At 65.5% G+C, this 20,034-nt stretch carries 17 protein-coding genes; 13 read left to right on the top strand and 4 right to left on the bottom strand.

The window, feature by feature from the left end; all coding sequences use genetic code 11:
• Positions 1-498: 498 nt before the first annotated feature.
• The 3 genes from HY699_00085 (at position 499) to HY699_00075 (ending at position 2,168) form a co-directional block, all read left to right on the top strand.
• Entirely contained in the window at positions 499-879 is a 381-nt protein-coding gene (locus HY699_00085) for a prepilin-type N-terminal cleavage/methylation domain-containing protein (protein MBI4514205.1), read from the top strand.
• 150 nt (positions 880-1,029) lie between these two features.
• Entirely contained in the window at positions 1,030-1,392 is a 363-nt protein-coding gene (locus HY699_00080; GenBank protein ID MBI4514204.1) for a prepilin-type N-terminal cleavage/methylation domain-containing protein, read from the top strand.
• Positions 1,393-1,796: 404 nt separating this feature from the next.
• Positions 1,797-2,168, top strand: coding sequence for a prepilin-type N-terminal cleavage/methylation domain-containing protein (locus tag HY699_00075; protein ID MBI4514203.1), 372 nt, complete (start codon positions 1,797-1,799; stop codon positions 2,166-2,168).
• A 51-nt stretch (positions 2,169-2,219) separates the two neighbouring features.
• Here the strand turns inward: HY699_00075 and HY699_00070 are convergent, their stop codons facing one another.
• Positions 2,220-5,420 carry a fused MFS/spermidine synthase gene (locus tag HY699_00070; GenBank protein ID MBI4514202.1) on the bottom strand — a complete coding sequence of 1,067 codons (3,201 nt, stop codon included), beginning with the start codon at positions 5,418-5,420 and terminating at the stop codon, positions 2,220-2,222.
• Between the two features lie 201 nt (positions 5,421-5,621).
• Between HY699_00070 and HY699_00065 the strand changes: the two genes are divergently transcribed.
• From HY699_00065 to HY699_00040, 6 genes are read left to right on the top strand one after another with little or no spacing between them, the layout of a single operon-like run.
• Positions 5,622-6,614 (top strand): hypothetical protein, encoded by a 993-nt coding sequence (locus tag HY699_00065; GenBank protein ID MBI4514201.1) that lies wholly within the window; start codon positions 5,622-5,624, stop codon positions 6,612-6,614.
• Positions 6,611-7,555 carry an ABC transporter ATP-binding protein gene (locus HY699_00060; GenBank protein ID MBI4514200.1) on the top strand — a complete coding sequence of 315 codons (945 nt, stop codon included), beginning with the start codon at positions 6,611-6,613 and terminating at the stop codon, positions 7,553-7,555. The genes HY699_00065 and HY699_00060 overlap by 4 nt, the downstream gene beginning before the upstream one ends.
• Positions 7,521-9,269: a tetratricopeptide repeat protein gene (locus HY699_00055; protein ID MBI4514199.1), complete on the top strand. Its 1,749-nt coding sequence runs from the start codon at positions 7,521-7,523 to the stop codon at positions 9,267-9,269. The genes HY699_00060 and HY699_00055 overlap by 35 nt, the downstream gene beginning before the upstream one ends.
• Position 9,270: 1 nt before the next feature.
• Positions 9,271-10,038 (top strand): ABC transporter permease subunit, encoded by a 768-nt coding sequence (locus tag HY699_00050; GenBank protein MBI4514198.1) that lies wholly within the window; start codon positions 9,271-9,273, stop codon positions 10,036-10,038.
• The gene (locus HY699_00045) at positions 10,035-11,804 is read left to right on the top strand and encodes a glycosyltransferase family 39 protein (GenBank protein ID MBI4514197.1); all 1,770 of its coding nucleotides are present in this window, start codon (positions 10,035-10,037) and stop codon (positions 11,802-11,804) included. The genes HY699_00050 and HY699_00045 overlap by 4 nt, the downstream gene beginning before the upstream one ends.
• The gene (locus HY699_00040; GenBank protein MBI4514196.1) at positions 11,805-12,725 is read left to right on the top strand and encodes a glycosyltransferase family 2 protein; all 921 of its coding nucleotides are present in this window, start codon (positions 11,805-11,807) and stop codon (positions 12,723-12,725) included.
• Here the strand turns inward: HY699_00040 and HY699_00035 are convergent.
• Positions 12,722-15,136 (bottom strand): bifunctional YncE family protein/alkaline phosphatase family protein, encoded by a 2,415-nt coding sequence (locus tag HY699_00035; GenBank protein MBI4514195.1) that lies wholly within the window; start codon positions 15,134-15,136, stop codon positions 12,722-12,724. The two genes, HY699_00040 and HY699_00035, sit on opposite strands and share 4 nt — an antisense overlap.
• A gap of 394 nt (positions 15,137-15,530) precedes the next feature.
• Between HY699_00035 and rpsU the strand changes: the two genes are divergently transcribed.
• Complete coding sequence (gene rpsU, locus HY699_00030) at positions 15,531-15,830, top strand: 30S ribosomal protein S21 (GenBank protein MBI4514194.1); 300 nt, start codon at positions 15,531-15,533, stop codon at positions 15,828-15,830.
• Positions 15,831-15,851: 21 nt separating this feature from the next.
• Complete coding sequence (gene infA, locus HY699_00025) at positions 15,852-16,067, top strand: translation initiation factor IF-1 (protein MBI4514193.1); 216 nt, start codon at positions 15,852-15,854, stop codon at positions 16,065-16,067.
• Between the two features lie 54 nt (positions 16,068-16,121).
• Here infA and HY699_00020 read toward each other — a convergent pair whose 3' ends face one another.
• Entirely contained in the window at positions 16,122-16,427 is a 306-nt protein-coding gene (locus HY699_00020; GenBank protein ID MBI4514192.1) for a Rieske 2Fe-2S domain-containing protein, read from the bottom strand.
• Positions 16,428-16,613: 186 nt separating this feature from the next.
• Between HY699_00020 and HY699_00015 the strand changes: the two genes are divergently transcribed.
• Positions 16,614-17,699, top strand: a complete 1,086-nt coding sequence (locus HY699_00015) for an acyltransferase (GenBank protein MBI4514191.1) — start codon at positions 16,614-16,616, stop codon at positions 17,697-17,699.
• A 22-nt stretch (positions 17,700-17,721) separates the two neighbouring features.
• Positions 17,722-18,495 carry a histidinol phosphate phosphatase gene (locus HY699_00010; GenBank protein MBI4514190.1) on the top strand — a complete coding sequence of 258 codons (774 nt, stop codon included), beginning with the start codon at positions 17,722-17,724 and terminating at the stop codon, positions 18,493-18,495.
• 34 nt (positions 18,496-18,529) lie between these two features.
• On the opposite strand, the gene lysA is transcribed toward HY699_00010, so the two are convergent.
• A complete protein-coding gene (gene lysA / locus HY699_00005) occupies positions 18,530-19,813 on the bottom strand; it encodes a diaminopimelate decarboxylase (protein MBI4514189.1) in 1,284 nt (427 codons plus the stop codon).
• Positions 19,814-20,034: the final 221 nt, after the last annotated feature.

The raw sequence follows: 20,034 nt of genomic DNA, 5'->3' as shown, positions 1-20,034 counted from the left end.
CAGCAGCTTACAACGGCCGATCGCGGTTCAGTGCCTGCCGTGCAACCTGCGTATGGAGTAGGGCGTTGCTGCTCCCGCCGCACTTCCCGGACCGAATGCCGCATTTGGGAACCGATGCCAACGTGCGGTCGCTACCCGGCGAAAACGTCAAAAAAGTCGCGGGCGATTTGTGTCACTCTTCGGATTCCACAGCGGGTCTAGTCATCGCCTTCGTGGAAAACCCGCACGCGCGTGAAGAGATTCGCTGTGCAGCAAGCCGGTGCGGCGTTGGTATGTGGCTTGCTCAACCAGAAAAGCGAAAACGTGATGACGGCGATGATCTACCAACGAGATCGAAACCGAGCTAGGCGCGCCCACGGACCGCCTCTCGGCTCGTCACGGGCCCTCGGCCCTTAACCGGCCGACCGGGTAGGCGAGCATGGAAGATTCAAAGAACTAGGCGAACACAGAAGATCGATAAGGCAGAAAATCAACAGGGAAAGAAAGGGAGCAAGCACAATGACGACACTGAAGGCACTGAGAGAGACCAAAGGCTTTACGCTGATCGAGTTGTTGGTGGTCGTGGCCATCATCGGCATCCTGGCCGCCATCGCCATCCCGCAGTTCACCGCGTATCGCCAGAGAGGGTTCGATGCCCGCGCCAACTCGGACCTGCGCAATGCGGCCACGGGCGAAGAGGCGTACTACGCCACCTTCCAGGTTTACAAGACCGACTCCAAGACCGGCCCGGGCACCATGTCGTTGCTGCCCGGCGTCTCCGTCTCCGACACGGTGACGGTGAGCATGACCGCCGCTACCGGGTCCTTCACCGGAACGGCCAAGTCGACCGGCGGAACGAAGACCTTCAGTTGGAACAGCGCCAACGGCGGTATGCAATAAGCCTGTCGCCGCGTTGCGGGCAAAGGGGCATGGCGGGTTCGCCATGCCCCTTTTTCCCATTGGGCCAACATGAGGATCTGGAAATCGGAGACAATCGTGTCACGCGGCAAGGATACGCACCCCGCCCGTACAGTGTCCCGCCAAGCCAAGATGTACGCGCGCGGGTTCACCCTGATCGAGCTGATGGTGGTGGTGTCGATCATCGGGATCCTTGCCGCGATCGCTATTCGCCAGTTCACGGTTTACCGGCAACGGGGCTTCGATGCCCGCGCCAACTCCGATCTACGTAACGCAGTAACGGCCGAGGAAGCTTACTTCGCTTCATATCAAGTCTACAAGTCCGACGCGACAACCGGTCCCGCCATCAGCGCGATCCTTCCGGGTCTGATTGTGTCGGATACGGTAACGGTGGCGATGGTGGCAAGCGGCAGTGTCAGCTTTACGGGAACGTCGCAGTCCACGAAGGGAACGCAGACGTACTCGTACGACAGCACTCTCGGCGGCTTCCAATAGCCGCGTCCGGCGGGGTGTCCCGCCTTCCGATCGTCAACAACGCACCGCCCGTTGCCGCGCGCAATGAGCGCGTGGTGGCGTGCCCCCAAGGGCTGCTGCCCGGCCGGGCGTATTGGCCGTCAAAAACGGACAGGCTGCCGTCAATAACTTCACGCTCAGGTCCGGCGATCCGTACCAACGCCCGAGCCATTCCGCTGGTACACGGCTTGCTGAAGATTGCTCGTGGAAACTAGCGATACCGCGAATGGGAGCATTGGCAGCTCATAGCAATTTGTACGCGGCGGTCTGCATCGACCGGATTGCCGGCTTCTATTCTGCCGCGCTCGGGCCCTAGGGGAATTAGTGACTATGACTTTGCTTGGCTAGCTGCTACATCAATATAAGGATTACAAAGGAGAATAGACATGACATCATTGAAGGAATCCAAGGGGTTCACACTGATCGAGCTGTTGGTGGTCGTAGCCATCATCGGCATCCTGGCCGCCATCGCCATCCCGCAGTTCACCGCGTATCGCCAGAGGGGGTTTGATGCCCGCGCCAACTCGGACCTGCGCAATGCGGCCACGGGCGAGGAGGCGTACTACGCCACCTTCCAGGTTTACAAGACCGACTCCAAGACCGGCCCGGGCACCATGTCGTTGCTGCCCGGCGTCTCCGTCTCTGACACGGTGACGGTGAGTATGACCGCCGCTACCGGGTCCTTCACCGGAACGGCCAAGTCGACCGGCGGAACGAAGACCTTTAGTTGGGATAGCGCCAACGGCGGTATGCAATAAGCCGTCGCGGCATTGCGTGCAAGGGGCATGGCTGGGCGCCATGCCCCTTGTTCACTGTGCACCAGTTCTCTTGGTGCTGGTTGAAGCTTCTACGCCAGCTGCGGCTTCCGGTGCGGCCGCCTCCAGCCCACGCCCAAAAGCCGCTGGTTCACCCGCCAAGAACGCCCCCCAATCTTCCTCAGCCTGCTCCACCCGCGGGTGTCCCGCGGCGCGATAGCACCGAACGCGCGCACGCAGCACCTCGCGCTGCCACGGGGCGTGCGGCTCCAGCGCCTCCAGCGCAGGCAAACAGTACTTGTCGAAATTCAATTGCGTGGCGATCTTCAGCACCGCTGAGCGGCGTTCTTCATCGAGCGCCAGGATCGCGAAGGGCGTGGTCAAGGCCTCGAGCAGCTGCTCGCCCAATTGTTTGTCTGCCGCTGCAACCGCTGTTGCCACCTCAAGAGCCCGGCCCAGCACGTGCGGCAGCGGCCACGGATCGCTCCGATAGGCGATGAACGCAGCCGTGAGCGCGGCGGCCGCCTCCTGCAACCGCCCTTGCCGCCAGCGCAGGTGGCCGAGCATGGCATCGGCCTCGATCGGCTGTTGGTGGCGCAATGATTCGATATAGCGGGCGGCGGCTTCATCGCCACGATCGGCCAAGACCTCCCCGAGCACGAGCAGCTCGACCAGCCCCACCGGCTCGCGGGATTGCGCACGCCACGCCGCCAGCGCGGCGGCGGAATTGCCCTCCAGATACTTGATCTGGGCCTTTGCGCGCGATTGCTGGTCGGCGGTCAAGTCACTCCACAGCGGCGGAGCAACGCCCACTGCAGTGTACAGCGCAATGCGCTCGTCCTCCACCCCGGCCCAATCGAGCGCCTCGCTGCCTAACGGTGGGCGGTCTTCCCGCCGTGCGCGCGCAAGTTGCCGCAGATCGGCGATGTTGAACAGGTTGCTCCTTCCCACGCTGCGAGCCATGGCATACTCAACCAGCGTCTGATCATCGGTGTTGAGAAAGCTGCCTTCGAGTTGAGCGATCGCCGAAACGAGCGACGGACCGGCGACGTAGCGCGCCAGGAATCCTTCGACACTGGTTGTGCGCCAAGCGACGGCCAGCGCCGTCTTGAAGGGTTCCTGCTGCACCCGGGCCCGCAAAGCCGGCAGGTCGTACCTGATCGGCTTCATTGTCCCCAGCAGCAACAGATCCACATCAGCCGTTCGCCAAACCTCCACCGACGGGAATACCGATGCCAGGGTGGCGAAGACGGTGCGGACGGTTTGGCTATCGACCTCGTATGCTTGCAGCCACTGCAAGAAGATACCGCCCTCGGCCAAGCGCAATGCGGCCGACTCATAGAACTCCCGTGTGAACAAGCTGGCGATGCCGGCTCGGTAAGGGTTGGAGGGCTCGGAGAAGATCAGATCGTAGCGCTCGGGCGTAGTCAGCAGTACCTCGCGCGCATCGGCGATGTGAATCCGCACTTTCGGATTGGCCAATACGTCCTGATTGACCGGGGTGCAGGCGCGAGCCACGTCGACAATCGCGGGCTCAAGTTCCACTACATCCACCCGTTCCATCGTCGGGACGGCCCCGAGCCAGCCGGCACTGCTGCCGGTGCCCAAGCCCACCACCAAAGCTCGGCGCGCTTGCGGGTGCAGGATGGCTCCCACCAGGCCGGTCATCACCTGCGTTGGGGCATCGTTGCGCGCGTTGCCGTCGGTCTTGCCGTTGACCACGAAGGCGTACGAGTTGCCGGCATCCAGTGCTACGCTGCTCTCGACGCCGTCCACCTGCCAGCGAACGTGACGGCGGCGGGCGTTGGCCCAGTCTTGCAAGCTATTGCGCGTGGCGTGGGCTTGGTCCGCGCGTCCAGCCCCGATCGGGCTGTGTCGCCACGCCGCCGTCGGTCCCGTAGCCCGCAGCATCAGTATCGCAGTCAGCGCCGCCGCCACCGGCAGGGCCGTGCGCAGCAGTTGGCGCTCTGCCCGCAACCCCAAGACGGTTGCCACGACCCCGAGCGCCACCAAAATTATCACCACTGCAGACCACGCGCCCGGCGCCGATAGGCCCGGCAACAACCCGAAACCACCGGCCAGTGAGCCGGCGATCGCGCCCAGGGTGTTCCAGGCGTACGCCTGGCCCACGTGGCGCCCGACGCGCTCACCCCCGCGGCCGAGGAGTGCAATCAACAGCGGAAATTGGATTCCGGATATGACCGCGGCCGGCAACACCACCAGCCCGGTAACCAGCGCCCAGCTCAGTACCAACCCGCCGAATCCGAGGCTGCCTAATGGGCGTAACAAGATGGCGAGGAACGCAACGCGATCGCCCAAGGCATAGGGATACGCTACGCAGACGGCTTCGAGCGAGCACGTCAGCGCAAAACCGGTGAGCGTTGCGCGCCGTTGGTTGCCGGTCAGCGCGTAGGCCACGCCCCCCACCCCGATGCCGAACAGCGCCACCGCCAGAATGAGTCCGAAGGTGAAGGACGAACCGCCCAACAACGGCCCGAGCATGCGATACCACACCAGCTCCATGAGCAAGAAGGAGAAGCCGACGGCCGCCGCCGCACCCAAAACAAACCCCGCCGGTGCTACTGCCGTTGTTGCCTCATCGGCTGCTATAGCCGGCGGCGCCGCCGGGCGCGTCCCCTGCCGGCGCGCCATGGCACGCGCGGTGATTCCGACTAACACGTTGAACAGCGCGGCACACCAGAGCGTGCTGCGCGTCCCCAACACTTCGAGCATGAAGAAGGTGGAGACGAACGCGCCGGTGACCGCGCCCAGGGTGTTGGTACCGTAAAGCACCGCGAGATGCCGCCGGTTGATGTCTTCGTCGGTTTCCACCGCCTTGGCGGCGGCGGGCAGCGTGCCGCCCATCAGGATCGTCGGCACGCACAGCACCAGCGTCGCCAGCAGCAATCGCGTGATGGTTGCCAGGCCCAACCCCAACACCACCGAGCCGCCGAGCGCGACGTACGCTTGCCGCGCAATCCACACCAGGCCTGGAGTCAAAGCGGCTGAGGCCGCGATCATCAACTCCAGATTGGCATAGAAGGCCAGCGGCCGCGGGTGGCGGTCGGCCCGCCGCCCCAGGAGCGCGCTGCCCAGGCCGAGCCCGCCCATGAAGATCGCCAGCACCGCCGCGGAGGCCGCGGTCGAGGCCCCGAAGATCAGGCGCATCTCCCGCAGCCACGCCACTTGATAGATCAGCGCGCACGCCCCGGAGCCGAACAACAACGGCGCCACCCGCGCCAGCCTCAGGGTCATTGCCCAACCTCCACCATCCGGCCTGTTTCGTACTACACCACTCCCGCGCACAGCAAGCCGCCGCTTTCACGCCGACTCAGACTTCACGCCCGCTATCCCACTGACTGGCTGTGCACTTCCTGCTTGCATTTGTGCGATGGTTTGTTACCCGTGGCTCGACTGTGCGCGGGAGTGCCCGATTCCGGAGGTAGGGACGTAGGGATGACCAACAGCAATGTCACCGCGGGGCACCAGCTTCCGCGCAGCCGCCGCCCACCTGCTGCCGGTACAGTCCACGCCCACGCGCCGTTGCTCCGGTCGCTCGCCGGCATCGTCATGGCCGGTACGGCCGTCGCTCTCGCCGCCGGCTTACGCTACGCCAGCGGTGTACTTGAACAAACTCAGCCGCCGGCCGGTGAGCACGATTTCACCTATGTGCCCGATTCCCGCTTTGTGCGTGTGGCCTCGCTCGGCCATGCCAGCGCGGTCGCCGACGTTCTGTGGTTTCGCACTATCAGTTACTTCGGCCTCCACTACCGCAGCGACCGCTCGTATCGCTGGTTGGCGAAGATGTGCGAGGTGGTCACCGACTTGGACCCGCGGGCCCAGCATGTCTACCGTTTTGCCGGCGTGATCTTGCCCTGGGAGGCCAACCTGCCCGACGATGGGATCGCCTTGCTGCACAAGGGCTTGCGACAATTCCCGGATGATTGGTATCTGCACTGGTTGGTGGGCTTCAATTACTACTTCTTCAAAGATGACCTGCAGCCGGCAGCGTTTCATCTGGGCCGTGCGGCAGCTCTGCCTGGTGCTGATCCGTATGTATCTCGGCTAGCGGCTATCATCTATGCGCAAGGCGTGGACAACCGGGCGGCCGAGTCCTTCCTGACGGAACTGGCGGCCTCGACGCGGGACGACTCTTTGCGCCAAGTGGTCCAACAGCGCCTCCACGAACTGACGCTTGGCCGCCATCTCGAGGCCTTGACCGAGGCGGTGCGGCGTTACCACGAGCAGTTCGGGCAGCCACCGGAGAATCTCGACGCCCTGGTGACGGCGGCGGTCATCTCCGCGCTGCCGCGCGAGCCGTTCGGCGGCCACTACGTGTTTGATCCAGCCACCGGGGCGGTGCGCAGCACGTCCGGCCAGTCGCCGTTGCGCCTCTATACCAGCAAGGCGCGTGAGCAGTATCGCCAGGGCAACCCGGTGCATTGGTGACTATGGCCTTGCTGGAAGCCGTCGGACTGTCGAAGCACTACCGGCACAACTGGACGCTGCGTCCGATCCGCGTGCTCGAAGATGTCTCGATCTCGCTCCGCCCCGGTGAGGTCTTCGGCCTGATCGGACCCAACGGGGCCGGCAAGACCACCACCGTCAAGCTGATGCTGGGCCTGCTCCGCCCCAGCCGCGGACAGGTGCTCTTCGACGGCCTGCCGGTAACCCTGCCACGGGCCAGGAGCCGCATGGGATTCTTGCCCGAGCAGCCCTATTTCTACGATTACCTCACGGTCGATGAAACCCTGCACTTCTACGCCCAGCTCGCCGGTGTCGCGGGCGCCGAGCGCCGCCGGCGGGTAGCTGCGCTGGTGGAGCGCCTCCAACTCGGGCCCTTCCTGCGGCGCACCATGCGCCAGCTGTCCAAAGGCAACTTACAGCGCGTCGGCATCGCCCAAGCCATCATTCACCGGCCCCAGCTCGCTATCCTCGACGAGCCGATGTCGGGACTCGATCCTACCGGCCGCAAGGAAATGCGCGACCTCATTGCCGAACTCCACGACGAGGGCATGACCGTGATCTTCTCGTCGCACATTCTGCCGGACACCGAAGCGCTGTGTGATCGGGTGGCCATTCTGGTTGCCGGCCGCGTGCGCGAAGTTGTGGAAATGGCGCGCAGCGGCGAGGCGGCTGGGCCGTTTGCGCTCACGGCGAGCGCGCTACCGGCGGCGGTGCTGCCTCAACTGCAGCAACTCGGTCACCAGCTGGGCGGGAGCGCGAGCGGCCCGCAGTGGTCGTTCCGGCTCCCGGACCGCCCAGCCTTGCAGCGTGCCGTTGCCTTGATCGCAGCCGCCAACGGTTTTGTCGAGTCAATCACGCCCGAGCAGCCCTCGCTCGAAGAACGCTATCTTGCATATGTTGGCGACGCCACGCCTAGCCCGTGAGTGGGGACCGCTGGCTTTGGTGATCGGCGCGGCCATCATCCCGTACCTCAACGCCCTAGGCGCCGACTTCACATTCGATGACCTCTTGGCCATCCGCCAGAGCCCACTGGTGACCGGCCCGCTCGATGGCTGGGGCATCTTGGCTACGCCGCTTTATCCGGGCGATCTCTACCGTCCGCTGACGTTGCTGAGCTACGCCCTCAACGAGAAGCTGGCTCCAGCCAGCGCCCGGACCTTCCACGCGGTCAATATCGGGTTGCACGCGCTGGTGACGGCGCTGGTCTTTGCGCTCGGGCGGCGCTGGTGTCGCAGCCGCCCGGTGGCGTTGGTTGCGGCGCTGCTGTTTGCCGTGCATCCGGTCCATACCGAAGCCGTCACCAGCATCGTCGGACGGGCCGAACTGCTGAGCGCGCTGTTCGGCATGCTGGCCTTGGTTGCCACGCTGGCGGCGATGGCTAGTACGCGCCCGGGCTGGGATACGCTGGCGTTAGTCGCCTTTGGCGCTGCGGTGTTCAGCAAGGAGAGCGGAATCACGATTCTCCCTCTGGTGACGTTGTGTCGGGCCGCCCACCGCGGCGGCAGTTTGGCGCCGGCTGTAGGCCGAGAGCTGCGCAGCGGACACTGGATTCCGTTCCTGGCCGTTGCCGGCCTGTTCGTGCTGGCGCGCACCCAAGTCGTCGGTTCGCTCACCTCGCCGATACCGCCCTCAGCGCTCGATAACTTCCTGGCCTATGTCCCGCTGCAGTTGCGCATCCGAACCGCCTGTGCCGTGCTGACTGATTACGCCGGGCTGCTGCTGGTACCACTGGTGCTGTCGGCGGACTACTCGTGGTCGCAGGTGGTGCCGCAGGCGTCCTGGGCGTCAGCCCCGGCGCTGTGCGGCGTGGCACTGCTGGCGGGCAGTCTGTTTGGCGGGTTGTGGTGGGCTAGACCGAACCCGCGCCTGAGCGTGCTGGCAGTGTTCCCGCTCGTTACCCTGTCGCTAACCGGCAACTTCCTGTTCGCCATCGGAACGACGAAGGCCGAGCGCTTGCTCTATCTGCCCTCTGCCGGCGTCGCCTTGTTCGTCGTGGCGCTGGCGGCTTATCTGTCGCCGCGACGGATCATGCGCCCGGCATGGCTTGCGCTTGGCCTATTGGCCGGTGTGGTGGTTGCCTTCAGCGCGCGGACGTGGCTGCGCAACCGCGACTGGCGCGACAATCTGACGCTGTTCGCCGCGACGGTACGCACAGCTCCCCGCAGTGCCAAAGCCCACCACAACTTAGGCACGGTGTTACACGAGCGCGGAGAGCTGGATCGGGCGGCGCTGCACTTGCGCCAGGCGTTGGAGCTCTATGCCGACTACGACGACTCCGCCTTCGATATCGCCCTCATCTACGAACAGAAGGGATTGGCGAAGGGCGCTGAAGACTGGTATCGAAAGACCTTGGTGATTACGCCGGCCCACAGCAAAGCCAACGAAAACCTCTGCGGTTTGCTCTACCGTGAGCGTGACTACCAGGCCGCGGAACGCGCCTGTCGCCGGGCGCTGAGCTTCGCCCCCGCCAACGCCAACTGCTTGAAGGGCCTCGGTGGCAGCTTGCTAGGCCAGGGCGAGCGCGAGCGCGGACTCGAGATCCTGCGCCGCTCGCTCGCCCTCAATCCGAGCGATAGTGAATTGCGCGCGCTGGTGGAACGGCTTACAGCCGGGCAGTTGCCGCAGGAAGGGGGGTAACGTGAAAGTGCTCTCCATCGCCCTCAACACCGCCCGCGAAGCCATTCGCAACAAGGTGTTGTACTCCATCATGCTGTTCGCGCTCCTACTCGTGGGGGTGGCGGCGGTCTTCGGCGCCGCCTCCATCGGCGACCAGATGAAGTTCATCAAGGACTTCAGCTTGCTGAGCATCTCGCTCTTCGGCGTGATCACCACCGTCGTACTGGGCGTCAACTTGCTGAACAAGGAGCTGGGCAAGCGCACGATCTTCAACATCCTGGCCAAGCCGGTGGCACGCTGGCAGTTCATTCTCGGCAAGTTCTTGGGTTTGCTGGCGACGGTTGCGGTCATGGTGGCCCTGATGAGCGCGGCACTGCTGATCTTCCTGCGCGGCCTGGAACCGCAGGTGGACTGGCGCTTGCTGCTGGCGGCCACCTCCGTCGTGTTGGAACTGATGGTGTTGATAGCTCTGGCCCTGTTCTTCTCCTCGATTGTGGTGACCCCAGCCCTGGCCGGTCTGTTTACCGCGGCGGCGTTCGTTACCGGGCGCTCGGCGTCGTACTTGCGGGCCTTCGGCAGCGATGAATACCCGCCGATCGTCCAGCAAGGCTCCCGCCTGTTGTACGCCATCGTGCCGCACCTCGATCGCTTCAATATCGCCGACCAAGTGATCTTCGGCGAGCGATTTTCGCCCTGGTATTTTGCCCACATCGTCTTGTACGCGGTCTGTTACACGGCGCTCACGCTCTTGCTCAGCGTCGCGCTGTTTCAGCGCCGGGAATTTACGTGAGCAGTCCCCGCCCCGAGGCAACCACGGCCCTGTGGTGGTCGCTGCTGGCCGCCGTGGGGACCGGTGTGCTCGGGGATGTCTACCTGCTGTGGGGACGGGCCAGCGCCAGCGCCTTCGCCGCGCCGGCCTTGCTGGTGCCCGCACTGATTGCCGCGGCCTTGCTCGCCGTCTGCCTTGCGGCGGCGTTCACCCTGTGGCCATCAAGCCGGCCGGCGGCGGCAGCCGGTACCGGGATCCTGTTGCTCGCTGCGGCGCTGGCGGTGCTCAACTTAGTGCCGCCGGTGGCCCGCGACGAGCTGACCCATCACCTTGCGCTGCCGGCGCTGTACCTGCGAGTGCAGCGCATTGTCGAGATTCCGTTTGCCGAGCAGTCGTACTACCCGATGCTGCTGGAGATGGCGTACACGCCGCTGCTGCTCGGGCTGCCGGACCAGCTGCCGAAGTTCCTGCACTTGCTCTACGGCCTCGCCAGCGCGGCCCTGCTCGCGCTCTATGTCCGGCGGCAGGAAGGCCCCGGCGCCGCTGCGCTCGCGGCGCTACTGGTGCTCAGCACTCCGGTGGTGTTCGTGCTGGCGGCCAGCGCCTACGTCGATCTGGGGTTGCTCTTCTACGCCACCGGCGCGCTGGTGGCGCTGTTGACCTGGGCGGAGCAGCCGCGCCCCGGATGGCTGATCACCGCTGGGTTGCTGGCGGGTTGCGCGGGCGCCACCAAGTACAACGGCATGCTCGTCATTCCCTTGCTGGCGGCCGGCACCGTGCTCCTGCCACAACCGGCGATGAGCAACCGCCGGCAGCTGGCAGCCGCCGCGATCTTCATCGCGGCAGCGCTGGTGGTGCCGTCACCATGGTTGATCAAGAACTGGACCGAGACCGGCAACCCCATCTTCCCCTTGTTCAATACCCTGCTCCATGGGCGCCCGTTGCCGGCGCGGGCCAGCCTCGACTTCCTGACGCAGCGCCGGGCGCTTTACGGCGAGAGCTGGCTCGAGATCGCGCTATTGCCGGTGCGCATCTTCATCACCGGTCGTGAGGGCGATCCGGCCCGTTTCGACGGCGTCCTCAGCCCGCTGCTCCTGCTGGGCTTTGCCGCCGTGAGGCGGGGCGCGAGCCGCCGCGAGTGGCTGCTGGCGGCCTACGCCGCCGGTTTTGCGCTGTCGGCGTTCTTGCTCACCGCTTTGCGGGTGCGCTACAGCATCGCGATCGTCGCCCCGCTGGTGTTGCTCACCGTGCAGTACTGGCTGCACCTGCACCGCGCCGGCGGTGCCACCGCCGCCTTGGCGGGGCTGGCTCTCGGCGGTGCGTTGCTCTTCAGCGCGGGCCACTGCGGGCAGCTGTGGCTGCGCCTGGCCCCGCTGTCGTATCTGAGCGGCAGGCTGGATCGCCATGCTTACATCGCCCAGTTCATTCCCGAGTATCCCGTGTTGCGGGTCGCCAACTCGCAGCTGCCCGCCTCCGCCCGAATTCATCTGGCGTTTCTCGGCAACCGCAGTTACTACTGTGAACGGGAATACGTTTACGACTTCGGCCTCTCGGGCGGGACCTTGCGTCGCCACATCGAGGCCGCAGACAGCGCTGCGGCCATCGCCCGCTCGCTGCGGGCTGAAGGTATCTCGCACTTAGTGACAGCCAACGCCCTGCTCGACGATTACGTGCAGCACAACTTGGCGGCGGCGCCGGGCCAGCGCTGGGCCGAATTCAGCCGCCAGTATCTGCTGCTATTGTATAGTGAGAACGGATTTGGTCTGTACGAGATCCGGGAACCATAAATGGCGCCGCCGGCACTCTCCATCATCATCCCCGCCTTCAACGAAGCCTCCGCTCTCGCGGCGGTGCTGCGGGCGATCGCGGCGCAAGCGCTGCCGGCGCACGAAATCATCGTGATCGACGACGGCTCAACCGACGACACCGCCGCGGTGGCCGCGGCGCAGGGCGCGCGGGTCATCCGCCATCCGTACAACATCGGCAACGGCGCAGCGGTAAAGAGCGGCCTGCGTGCCGCCCGCGGCGAGGTGGTGCTGCTGATGGACGGCGACGGCCAGCACCCGCCGGCGGCGATTGCGGCACTGCTGGCACACCTGAGCGACTACCACATGGTCGTCGGTGCGCGCGTGCGGCGCTCGGAAGCCGGCTACCACCGCTTGCTTGCCAACCGCCTCTACAGCGGCTTTGCCAGCTACGTGGCCCAGTACCGCATCGAGGACCTGACCTCGGGCTTCCGCGCGCTACGGCGGCGCGATGCGCTGCGTTTCGTCGATATGCTGCCCAACACCTTTTCCTATCCCTCGACCTTGACGCTGGCGGTGCTGCGCTCCGGGCTGCCGGTGAAGTACGTCGCGGTCGAGTTCGGGCAACGCACCGGCCAGAGCAAGATCCGCTTGTGGCGGGACGGCACCCGCTTCTTGCTCATCATCAGCCGGGTGGCGACGCTGTTCGCGCCCTTTCGCGTCTTCTTGCCGGTCAGTGCCGCCTTCCTGGCCACCGGCCTGGGCTACTACGCTTACACCTTCTTCACCCAGCACCGTTTCACCAACATGGCGGCCCTGCTGCTGAGCACCGGGGTGATCATCTTCATGATGGGTCTGGTGTCGGAGCAGATCGCGCAGCTGCGCATGGATCGCTACACCGCTGCGGCGGCGCCGGAGGAGGCCGTGGAGCCCGACTCTCGAAGTGGCGGCGGCGCCGGCTAGCGGCGGCGCTCCCGCTCGTGGAAGTAGTCCCACAGGATCTGGTTCAGCACGGCATCGGGTACGCGATCGGGGCGGCTGAAGTTGTAGCGCCGCGATAACGCGGCACCCGAAGTGCCTTCCCCGTTGTAGGCGAGCGGAATTTGCTGCGGCAGCGCGCTGTACGGAGTGAAATCCGGCGTCTCGGTGAAGACGTCGCGCATGACGATCGCCATCTGGTCGAAGATGCTCATCGGCGGCAGGCCGAGGATCAGCTCCATCGTGCGATGCATGCTGGCCATGTCGTAGCGCGTGTGGATGACGGCGCGGCGCCGGACGTAGGGGCCGATCACCAGGCCCACCGTCCGGTGCGAATCGACGTGATCGCCGCCCGACTGGGGATCGTCCTCGATCACGAAGATCACTGCATGTTCCCATATTTCAGTCGTGTTGGAGATGGTCTCGACGATCTTGCCGAGGGCGTAGTCGTTGTCGGCCACGTACCACTCGGGGACCGGGGAGCCGCTGGTGCGGCCGTCGGTATGGTCGTTCGGCAGCGCGATGTAGGTGAACTGCGGCACCGTGCCGGCCGCCACTTGCTGCTCGAAGTCGGCACGCCAGACTTCATAACGGCTCACGTCGCTTACGCGCAGATCGAACACTGAGAAGTCGTCATTAGTGTTCTGCGCCCAGTAGTCCAGCGGCACACCGGCTTCGTCGGTGCGCAGGAATTCGCCGTAGTTACGAAAACTGACGTTGTGTTCATGGCAATTGTCGAACCAGAAGCCGCCCTCGGGCGTGGCAATCGGATAGACGGTGCCGCGGACGACGTCGCCGTCCTCATTGGAAAGGTGACTGCCGATGTCGTCGGGCCGGACCTCGAAGCTGACTGGCACCCAGGTGCGCTCGCCGTAATCCGTGTCGATTGCGCCCATGACCCAGTTGTGCCCAGGCTCGCTCTTCTCGCTGTTGGCGAACAGCCGGTCCATGAGCACGAACTCCTGCGCCAGCGCGCGGGTGTTGGGCGAGATCTCCCGTCCCTGACGATCGCGGGCGTAGAGCACCAGGCTGGGGTCGCCGTCGCCTTGGGGCAGATCGCCCAACACTTGATCATAGGTCTTGTTCTCCCGCACGATGAAGAAGACGTGGCGGATCGGGGTTATGTCTTCAGCCGCGCAGGGAATCGGAAAGCAGGGGGTCGGGGCCGGCCGGTGGTTGCTCGGCCGCAGCCCGGCACCGTAACCGTTGTTGAAGCGCACCCGGCCGGTGTAGCCGGCGAGCTTGGCCACGCTGGGCACCGGCAGCACCGATAGTGTGCCGCGCACACCGTACGTGCCGCCGAGATCGATGTTGAAGCGGTAGTCGGCTTTCTGCAGCTTGGGCGTGCGGGGATAAGTGCGGGCACCCTTCATGTTGGCGATGTAAAGCGTCTGGCCATCCGGGCTCACGGCCAGCGCGCTGGGATAGAAGCCGGTGGGGATGTAGCCTTGCAGGGCTTCGGTCGCCGCGTTGATCACCGCCACCGCGTTCTCCCACGACAGGGCGACGTAGACGGCCGCGCCATCGGGGCTGATGGTGAGCGCCGAGGGGCTGGCGCCGGGGCGGGCTCCTGCGAACGGGGTCAGCGAAATGGTCCGTGCCGCGGTGGGGTTGGCGACGTCGAAAACCGTGAGATCGTCGGTGTTGGCGTTGGCGACGAAGACCTTGCTGCCGTCAGGCGTCACTGCCAGTGCGTTGGGGTTCGAGCCCGTTGGTACGGTCGCCACCACACGGTTTAGGTCCGTATCGACGATCGACACCGTGCGGTCGCCGCGATTAGTCACGTAGACCTCGTGGCGCGTCGGGTGCACGGCGACGCTCCACGGCGATTTGCCCACCACGATGCTGGTGAGCATCGTACGGCTGGCTACGTCCACCACCGCCAAGGCGTGCGCCAGGTTCTGCACCACGAACAGCTTCTGTCCGTCTGGGCTGATGGCCAAGCCCGCCGGGAAGCCGTTGACCGAGATGCAACCGCCGCTGTCGCAGCCGGCGGCGGTAACCTTGCCGTCGTCCGCAATGGTGGCGATGCGCACGACGGTCTCGCCGGTGTTGTTCTCCCAGCCGCCGGCCGAGGCGAAGCCGGTGCGCCCATCGGGGGCCAACACAATGCCCTGAAACAGCGAGTTGAAACCTGTCTCGATGGTTTGGAACTTGGTTCGCAGCGTGGTCGTGTTCACGCTCATCAGGGATTGGCCGAGGAAGCCGTTATTGGTGACAAGCAGAAAGGCCCCGTCCCGGCTGATCGCCATGCCGGCAGGAAAGAGCCCGAGATTGACCTGCTTGCCGGCGGCGCTGACACGCTGGTTCGACGGCAGCACGCCCCGCCGAGCCTGCACCGGCCCGGCGCACAACAACCCGATGGCGACGATTACGGCAAGTCGAATCCGGATCATGGTCTACTCCCCCTGCCGGAGGCGCCCACACCGGCGCCGAACCCGCAGCTGAACGGTTGCAAGCCTATAGCACGCTAACGCGACCAGCCCTAGCGACGAGTCCCGGTGCTGGTGGCTCGGGTGTCTCGACTCGGGCCGCTGACACTGCTATGTAGGCGCGTGTTTCTGCAGCGTCCGGCCTGTCGCCCGACTCCCGCCTGGTGCGACAGGGTGTCGCTGGCCAATATGCCAGGCGGCGATACGCGCAGAGTGAGCTGGTGAGGGCAGGTTGGGGGTTGCACCGGTTGCGAGTGCAGCGGCGGTGCGAAGCACGGTCCGATATCGGCGGGAACGAGAGCTAGGATTTTATGAGCGGGAGCTGCCAGGGCGGCAGGCCGCGTGGAGGATGAACGGTATGATCGAACAGAGTGAGCTGCGCGAGGAAGCGCCGGTTCCGGGTTACCGTAGTGGAGACGGAGCATCATATCCGGCGCGCCGCGCGCAGGCGCTCACGGTGTTTGTGGATGACCGCGGGGTGGAGTCGGCTCTGCGAACGTTCAAGAAGCTGGTGATGCGCGAAGGCCTGCTCAAGGACCTCAAGCGCCACGAGCACTACGAGAAGCCCGGGGACCGCAAGCGGCGCAAGACCCGCGAAGCGATCCGCCGCCGCCGCCGGCAGGCAGCGCGCGTGATGCGCGTGCGCGGTGGCGCGTAAACCGGGAGCAGGAGCCTCGCCGTGGCCAAAGACGATCTCATCCAATTCCAAGGTACGGTGATGGAATCCCTGGCGGGCGGGCAGTTCCGTATCCAGGGTGAAAAGGGCCGCCAGTTCACTGCCCGCATCAGCGGCCGCCTGCGCCGATTTCACATCAAAGTGATCCCCGGTGACCGTGTCACAGTGGCCGTGTCACCGTACGATCCCACCCACGGCTTCATCATTCATCGTGCATAGGCGCGGCGTGGTCCGCTGCGCGCCGGCCGCCGCGCCAGCCGCGGCGGCCCCGGCCTAAACCGCCACCGACAACCACTCGCCGTCGGTGCGCACCTCGTAACACGCCACCGCACACGCCGGATCGTCCGGCGAGACGCCCGTGGTCACGTCGTAAGTCCAACCGTGCCACGGGCAGGTGACCACAGTGCCCTCCAAGTCGCCCTCGCCCAGCGGCCCGCCCTTGTGTTTGCAGGTGCCGTCGATGGCATAATACCGGCCCTTGACGTTGAAGACCGCGATCTTCTTGCCGTTGACTTCGAAAGCCCGGCCCTGACCGCTGGGGATATCCCGCAGTGCCGTTACACGCGTGAACTCGGCCATTGCTCTCACTCCTTGCTCTGCGCGCGCGAGGCGCGCTTCAACTCTGCTGCTCTTTGAGTCCAATGGCAACCGCCTACCAGCTGGCGGCTTCCCTCCGCGCCAGCGCTTGCACCGGCGGGCGGCTTCGCTTATCCCGACGGCGTGACCGCTTCAACGCGCTTGACCTGGCCGGATACGGTGAAGGGAATGTCGATCCTCTGGATCGTGTATTTCCACACCTTCAGGCGCTTCGCCGAAGGCCGCTATCCGTGGCCGCTCAATCAGGGGTACTGGCAGCAGCTGTGCGAGCAACTGGGGCCGAGCGTGGGCAGCCCGGAGTGTGCCGCTCGCGCCCTGTTCATTGGCTTCTCCTCGCTCGGGTTTCACGCGGTCGGGGTCTTCATTGTGCTGAGCGGCTTCGCCCTCAGCTTCGCGCTCGCCCGCAAGGGCGCGGCCGGCGCTGTTGATTGGCGCGCCTGGTACCGTAACCGGCTGGTGCGCTTGTTCCCGCTCTATTGGTGCGCGCATCTGATCTATCTGGCCTCGCCGTCGCAAGTGTATCTGGAGCCGATCGACTATCGCTTCGTGCTCAGCTTCTTCGGAGACCGAGTGGTCCCGCTGACGGAGATCTTCTATTACGCCAATGCCGCCTGGTGGTACTTCGGCTTGTTGCTGCAGCTCTACGCGGTCTTCCCGCTGCTGCACCTGCTGCGGGTACGGCTGGGCGCCGGCGTGTTTCTTGCCGGCAGCGCCGTGCTTACGCTAGTGACCCGCTATGTGTTCTTGTTCCCGTTGGGCTCGGAGTACAGCGGCGCGCTGGTGCAAGGCGCCCTGTTCACCTGCCGGCTGTTCGAGTTCACGGTCGGCATGGTGCTCGGCGCCGCCTGCGCGCGCGACCGCGCGCGGGCTGACCGCCGCTTGCTCTCTTGGCCGGTGGCGCTTGCGGGCGCGGCGCTCTACGTCGCCGGGCTGTACGCCTCCGACTCGCGGCTGGCCTACGTGGCGGCCGATGCGCTGATCGGCTGCGGCCTGACGCTGCTGATGGCTAACTTGGCGCGCTGGCTGGAGCAGGTGCCGCGGCTGCAGGCGCCGGTGGCCGTGGTCGGCGCCTATTCGTACGGCCTTTACCTCCTGCACCAGCCGTACGTCATTTGGCTGGGCGACACCATGCGCGAGCGCACCACGTTGGCCAGCTTTACGGCGGTGGCGGTGGCGGCCACCGCGGTCCTGGCGCTCGTGTCGATGGCGATAGAACGGGGCGTGAACCGCGTAGTCGCTCGCGTGCTCGGGTAGACAATTCCAGCGGGGTGGACTGATGGACAAGAGACTCGAAACTGCAATTGCCGCCGCACGGGCCGCGGGCGAGGTGGCGCTGAGGTATTTCCGCACGGCGCTGGCGGTCGAAAGTAAGGCCGACCAATCGCCCGTCACCATCGCCGATCGCGAATGCGAGCGGCGCATCATCGAAGTGCTCAGCGCCGAATTTCCGGACTACGGCGTGGTCGGCGAGGAGTTTGGCGTGCGACCGGGAGCCGGCGCGCGCTGGATCGTCGATCCCATTGACGGCACCAAGAGCTTCATTCGCGGCATCCCCTACTTCGCTTCACTGATCGGCTTGGAAGAGGAGGGCGAGATCACACTCGGTGTGATCTATGCGCCGGCGATCGACGAATTGTTGTACGCGCAAAAGGGACAAGGGGCGTACGATCGCAACGGGCGCTTGCGCGTATCCGAGCGCGCCCCGCTGCAGCAGTCGATGGTGGTGTTCGGCGGCCTCAACGCGTTGCGCCGCACCGGCTACTGGCCGGCCCTCGAACGGATCGTCGATGCCAGCGCGCGGCAGCGGGGCTACGGCGACTATTTCGGCCACACCTTCGTGGCGCGGGGTCAGGCCGAAGCGATGATCGAAGTCGACCTCAAGCCCTGGGATATCGCGGCGCTGAAGATCATCGTCGAAGAAGCCGGCGGCCGCTTCACCGATTTCGCCGGTGTGCCGACGATCTACAGCGGTACGGCCCTGGCCACCAACGCGCGAGTCCACGACGAGATTCTGGCAATTCTGAGGCGGCAGGCCGGCCCGCAGCCGTAACCGGTCGCTGATCCGGGTGCTCGCAGCATCGGCCTTACAGCCGCTCGAAGCACTCCACCCGAACGATGTCCGCCAGGGTTTCCCGGCGGGCCATCAGGTAGGCGTCGCCGTCCTCGAGCCACACCTGCGGGGCACGGCTCACCGAGGTGTAGTTCGAACTCATCGCCACGCCGTAGGCCCCGGCGTCGTGGAGGACGAGCAAATCCCCGGGCCGCGGCAGCGGCAGCGGGCGCGGGGCCAGCAGCTCATCGGCGCCGCGCGTGAACACGTCACCCGATTCGCACAGCGGCCCGGCCACGATCACCGGCACCTGTGGCGCACGGGCATCGGCGCCGTGAACGGTGATGTGATGATAAGAGCCGTACATCGCCGGCCGCACCAGATCGACAAAACCGGCATCGACCATCACAAAGGTGTGCCCGGGGCCCTTGTCGTTGCTGCGCGTCGCTTTGACATCGCTTACCCGCGTGATCAAGGCGGTGCTAGGCGCGACGAAGTAACGGCCAGGCTCGATCTCCACCCGCAACGCGCGCCCCGCGCGTGCGCTCAGCAGCGCCTGCGCTTCCCGCAACCCGCGTCCCAGCGGGCCGAGATCCATCGCTTCGCCATCGGGGCGATACGGGTGCGGCAGGCCGCCGCCAAAGCTGACCGCTGCCAGCGCCGGGTAGTCGCGTACACGCTCGGCAAAGAAGTGCGCCAGCTTCTGGGTGTTGGCGGTGAACTCGTCGATCGCCGGACCGCTACCGACATGGGCGTGCAACAACACGATGTCGTAGCCGGCGCGCTCCGCCGCCCGCCGCACCTCGCCGGCGTCATCGTGCCAAATCCCGTGCTTGGAGCTCGGCCCGCCGGTGTCACATTCGCTCACGTGCCCGTGCCCGAATCCCGGATTGAGCCGCATCCCGATCGGCCCGCGCCAGCCGGCCGACTGAAGATCGGCGATCATGCCCGGTGAGCCGATGTTGGGCAGAATGTCGCACTCGGTAATCGCCGCCAGAGCGTTGTCGCGGAAGACGTCGGCGCTGAACAGCACCGCCGGCGGGTTGACCCCGATGGCAAATCCCGCGGCTCGCGCACGCAACACTTCATTGCCCGAGACCGCGTCGATCCACAGGCCGTGCCGGCGCATGGCTTCGAGCACCCGGCGAGTGGAGTAGGCCTTCATCGCGTAGCGCGCTTGCAGGTGCGGGTGATTGGTCAGCTGCAAGATGTCGCTGATCCGCCGCCGTAGTACCTCGGCGCTACAAATGAAGAAGGGCGTGCCTACCCGCCGGGCAATTGCTTGCAAGTCCACGCTTTCAACAAACGAATCGGGCATGCCTCCTCCGCGCCGGCTTGCGCCGAGTCGTAACAAGGCCGCGGTGGTGGTGCAAGCAGCGGTGGCGCGGCAGCCGTAATCGGGTGTGCGACAAATCTGTGGGTAACGTGCAGCCGACCGGGCAAATCCTCACCAGTCTGACAGTACTGTGTACTGTCAGGCCGAGGCCCATGGCCGAAAGGGACGCAATTTGTCATTCCCGCGAAAGCGGGAATCCACGG

Source organism: Deltaproteobacteria bacterium (assembly GCA_016210005.1).
Lineage (GTDB): Bacteria > Desulfobacterota > Binatia > HRBIN30 > JACQVA1 > JACQVA1.
This window is presented reverse-complemented; position numbering and strand designations above follow the sequence as displayed.

Coding starts and splice junctions, on each gene's coding strand:
- HY699_00085 (MBI4514205.1), top strand. CDS start 499: ATGACGACACTGAAGGCACTGAGAGAGACCAAAGGCTTTACGCTGATC.
- HY699_00080 (MBI4514204.1), top strand. CDS start 1,030: ATGTACGCGCGCGGGTTCACCCTGATCGAGCTGATGGTGGTGGTGTCG.
- HY699_00075 (MBI4514203.1), top strand. CDS start 1,797: ATGACATCATTGAAGGAATCCAAGGGGTTCACACTGATCGAGCTGTTG.
- HY699_00070 (MBI4514202.1), bottom strand. CDS start 5,420: ATGACCCTGAGGCTGGCGCGGGTGGCGCCGTTGTTGTTCGGCTCCGGG.
- HY699_00065 (MBI4514201.1), top strand. CDS start 5,622: ATGACCAACAGCAATGTCACCGCGGGGCACCAGCTTCCGCGCAGCCGC.
- HY699_00040 (MBI4514196.1), top strand. CDS start 11,805: ATGGCGCCGCCGGCACTCTCCATCATCATCCCCGCCTTCAACGAAGCC.
- HY699_00035 (MBI4514195.1), bottom strand. CDS start 15,136: ATGATCCGGATTCGACTTGCCGTAATCGTCGCCATCGGGTTGTTGTGC.
- rpsU (MBI4514194.1), top strand. CDS start 15,531: ATGATCGAACAGAGTGAGCTGCGCGAGGAAGCGCCGGTTCCGGGTTAC.
- HY699_00020 (MBI4514192.1), bottom strand. CDS start 16,427: ATGGCCGAGTTCACGCGTGTAACGGCACTGCGGGATATCCCCAGCGGT.
- HY699_00015 (MBI4514191.1), top strand. CDS start 16,614: ATGTCGATCCTCTGGATCGTGTATTTCCACACCTTCAGGCGCTTCGCC.
- HY699_00010 (MBI4514190.1), top strand. CDS start 17,722: ATGGACAAGAGACTCGAAACTGCAATTGCCGCCGCACGGGCCGCGGGC.
- lysA (MBI4514189.1), bottom strand. CDS start 19,813: ATGCCCGATTCGTTTGTTGAAAGCGTGGACTTGCAAGCAATTGCCCGG.